Origin of the sequence: Yoonia sediminilitoris, from assembly GCF_003058085.1 — a bacterium.
Lineage (GTDB): Bacteria > Pseudomonadota > Alphaproteobacteria > Rhodobacterales > Rhodobacteraceae > Yoonia > Yoonia sediminilitoris.
Genome location: NZ_QBUD01000039.1, coordinates 1 through 3,603, shown reverse-complemented (window position 1 = coordinate 3,603; position 3,603 = coordinate 1). Strand labels below are relative to the sequence as shown.

The window sequence follows — 3,603 nt, the reverse complement described above, 5'->3', positions numbered from 1 at the left end:
GGCTTTCCGTCCATTCTTCGAACGGCAGGTTGCTTGTGATGAGTGTTGAGACACGCTGAGCAGTGTTTATCTTCGAGTGACCTGCACGATTCTGTTCATCACAGTCCCGCTGTTATCGGCAAGACCTCTTTGAAGTTGGCGATTGGGGATGTGATGGCTGGCCTGCAGCACGTGCAAGAGCATTAGTCTCTACTCGGTATTCTAGATCCGAATGAAAATTGGGGAATATGAAGCATATATAACAGTTAAGAATCTGATTTATATGTATTCTATTAATTTATATGGTGCCGCTGATAGGCACCAACCCATTGTTTTGGCTTGTTCTTATCTGTCCGCTTCTGAAGTTATCCCCCTATTAACATGGGCTAACATATCCTGACGTGTCTTGTATCGTCCATCCGTATCCAATACCTTAGGGTGGATATTTGGGGGGATACAGAATGCGGGCTAAGAACAGACTTACCTCTTCCTTCATCAAGACTGCTCCAGTGGGCAAACACTGTGATGGTGCTGGGCTTTGGCTGGTCAAGCGCGATGATGGGGGCGCACAGTGGGTGCAGCGCGTGACCATCCACGGGCGGCGACGCGAGATGGGCCTAGGTGGCTTTCCTTCGCTCGGACTGGCTGACGCCCGCAAGTTGTCCGAACGCTGGCGCAATGTCGCTGCGAATGGTCGTGACCCGGTCAAGGAGCGCGAAGCAGAAGAACGCGCTGCACGTCGGGAGGATATATCTCTGGCCGTGCTTACCGCTGATGCTTTCGAAGCGCGTAAGGCCGAGTTGAAGGGTGACGGCAAAGCTGGCCGATGGCTATCCCCTCTTAACCTTCATGTCCTGCCCAGGCTGGGCCGCGTGCCTGTCACAGACCTAGACCAACGCGACATCCGCGACACGCTTGCCCCCATTTGGCATGAGAAAGCCGACACGGCGCGCAAGGCCATGAACCGCCTCTCTATTGTGCTGAAGCATGCGGCGGCGCTGGGCTTGGATGTCGACTTGCAGGCGACCGAAAAGGCAAAGGCGCTTCTAGGCAAGTCGCGACATGTACCGAAGCACATTCCCGCGATGGCTTGGCAGGATGTTCCCGGCTTCTATGCCAGCTTGGAAGAGCCGACACTCACCCATCTGGCTTTGCGGCTCTCCATCCTGACTGGCGTTCGATCGAAGCCGTTGCGCAATTTGCGCTTGGAGCAGATTGATGGCGATGTTTGGACCATCCCAGCCGAAGGCATGAAGGGCCGCAAAGGCGCAACTGCTGACTATAACGTCCCCCTGTCGCAAGAAGCCCAACGTATTATTGATTTCGCACGCCCGCACGCCCGTAACGGCTTTCTTTTTCCGAACACGCGGGGGGGTGTGATTAGCGACATGACTCTTTCACGGCATATGGAACGGCGTGGCTTAGAAGCACGCCCGCATGGGTTTCGCACATCGCTACGGACATGGTTGGCCGAAGCGACCGATGCACCGCATGAAGTGGCTGAGGCGATGCTGGCACACGTAGTGGATAGTGGCGTGGTTCGGGCATATCGACGGACTGACTTTCTTGAGCAAAGGCGCGTGCTTGCCGAACGCTGGGCAAGCCATGTAACCGGCGGAACTGGTCAGTTGATGACGCTGACGGGGTGATGTGAACGCTATGCCAGATGAGCGGTTCCAAGAAGTTTTGAAGGCGCTTTCTAAACGGCTTGAACATTTACTAATGCGAGAAGCGCATCTGGGGAGTGCATCGCGAATTTCCGGCGCCGCCCGCCTTAAACCAGATGAATTACATGGGCGTCTTGAACGATTGCGTGACTACATTCCGATTGTTTGTGACCTGAGTTTAGACTCCGCTCAGGCTTGCTTCCCCGTCATAGACTTCAAGCGACTTCGCAGGTGCTTAAAGCCTGCGCCTAAGGCGCTTGAACGGAAGCACTTCAAGGGCATGCATGCAACGACTCTCGAAAAAAAGCTTCGACTTCTTTGGGGAGCATTTGAAGGCGCGCTTGAGGTATTTGAAGCGGGTATGGTGACACTTGGCGATACCATAGAGCCAGATGGCATGCTGCACCTGTTAACGCCGGACGAACTTGAAGCGCTGCATAGCGACAACGCAACTGCAACAGCACTCGCAGCTTGTTTGCGTGCAGAGGCAGAACTGCGCAACTGCCTACAAGAAGTACGGTCTCTCGTTGCAGACCATTTCGGGTGTTTGCCCAATCCTGGTGGAGGTCCATACGAAAAGCGGCGTGGGGCACTCATTGCGGCCCATCTTATTGGTATGGCCGTCGGGCTTGGGCTTAAGCCAACGCGCGCGAAATCGAGTCCATGTCTCAGCGCATGTGACGCAGCAGTCGATGCAAGCTTTTCTCAAAAGGCACTCTCTGACCCAATAGCTAGAGCGGTCCGAGAGCAGATTCCTCAAGGTTATGCTGGCATGGAACACATCTGGATCCACACACGCACTGACCAAAAGATGAAAAGCCACATGGAAGTCGGCCATTCACTTGGCGTTAGGGCGAAAGGAAATAGTCCGAAATCGGCCAGTTAGCGCGGACGACATACAAGCCAAGCACAAGGCAGAATAGCACTGTAAAAAAAATAGGACGGTGCAAAACATGCAGACATATCTGACCCTGACGGAACTGTGCATAAAGCTTGGCGGCCGATCGCGCTCAGCAATATATGTTGACCTTGAAGCGGGCCGCTTGCCGAAGCCAATAAAACTTGGCGGGCGGCTCTAGGGGGTGCTTACCTCTCTGGCCGCACCTGTTTCGGGACCGGCGTGGGGAGCCAAATCGGCGCATTCACAATTGCAGGCTTGGGGGGCGGTTGTGTCCTTGGCTTTGGTCAATCAAGGGACCGTGTGGCTCAGCCCAAAGAACATAAACAGCAACAATTTGGTTACTTGGGCACCAATAACGGAGCGTATTACGTCCCATTCCCGAAGAAGGAAAAATGCAAATGGCCAAACCAAGACTGAATCAAACGGTCGCAAAGATCACAGGCGCAGATCGGCGTTCACCGGGCCGCTTCAAGGATCGGGGCAACCCAAGCACCGAACCGCTAGGAGAGCCTCCGCAGGGGCTGTCTGAGCCTGTCAGAGCGGCATTCCGCGATCGCTTACGATCATGGGGCCGGATCCCGCCAAACTGCGCCAAATGGGGAAAGATCGAAGACGACGCACGATTGAAGTGACGCCCAATCGAACTCATGGATTCACCGCGCTGCGACCGATCCCACATCTCGGACTTCTGTTCGTCAGTGTAAAACGTCCGCGTACGATACTTCATGATAAACACTCCATCTTTCCAAAAAGACTAAAGTGTTGCGACCACCCGTTGAAACCGCCCCGCTCAGCGGACCTTAGTGGTGAGCGCAGCTGACGGCAGTAAAGAGCCCAAACTGACCGATGCTGCGGCATGTACATTTTGGCATGAACGGGCTAATTCTGTTGAAAAACTCTTCCTTGATCGGCGTCGCATTCGCTGATTCAATTCCTTTAGGGATTGGGGGATTTTGCGATGATGGGACTGAAGCAGGAAGCACAGGCGGCGCTGTTCTATGAGTTCTCGCTAGAGGATCATGTCCCACAAGATCATCTGCTGCGGTCGATTGATCG

At 54.3% G+C, this 3,603-nt stretch carries 2 protein-coding genes and 1 pseudogene; 2 read left to right on the top strand and 1 reads right to left on the bottom strand.

Annotation, left to right across the window (positions count from 1 at the left end; translation table 11 throughout):
- Positions 1–440 precede the first annotated feature (440 nt).
- Together C8N45_RS22835 and C8N45_RS22830 are read left to right on the top strand one after the other, a co-directional pair.
- Entirely contained in the window at positions 441–1,628 is a 1,188-nt protein-coding gene (locus tag C8N45_RS22835) for a tyrosine-type recombinase/integrase (RefSeq protein WP_108389349.1), read from the top strand.
- 10 nt (positions 1,629–1,638) lie between these two features.
- Complete coding sequence (locus C8N45_RS22830; protein WP_108389347.1) at positions 1,639–2,532, top strand: hypothetical protein; 894 nt, start codon at positions 1,639–1,641, stop codon at positions 2,530–2,532.
- A gap of 556 nt (positions 2,533–3,088) precedes the next feature.
- Here C8N45_RS22830 and C8N45_RS24240 read toward each other — a convergent pair.
- Positions 3,089–3,274: pseudogene (locus tag C8N45_RS24240) on the bottom strand (IS30 family transposase); the annotation flags it as partial.
- Positions 3,275–3,603: the final 329 nt, after the last annotated feature.

Bases quoted from the DNA above. Each gene is read 5' to 3' on its own strand.
- C8N45_RS22835 (WP_108389349.1), top strand. From the start codon at position 441: ATGCGGGCTAAGAACAGACTTACCTCTTCCTTCATCAAGACTGCTCCA.
- C8N45_RS22830 (WP_108389347.1), top strand. From the start codon at position 1,639: ATGCCAGATGAGCGGTTCCAAGAAGTTTTGAAGGCGCTTTCTAAACGG.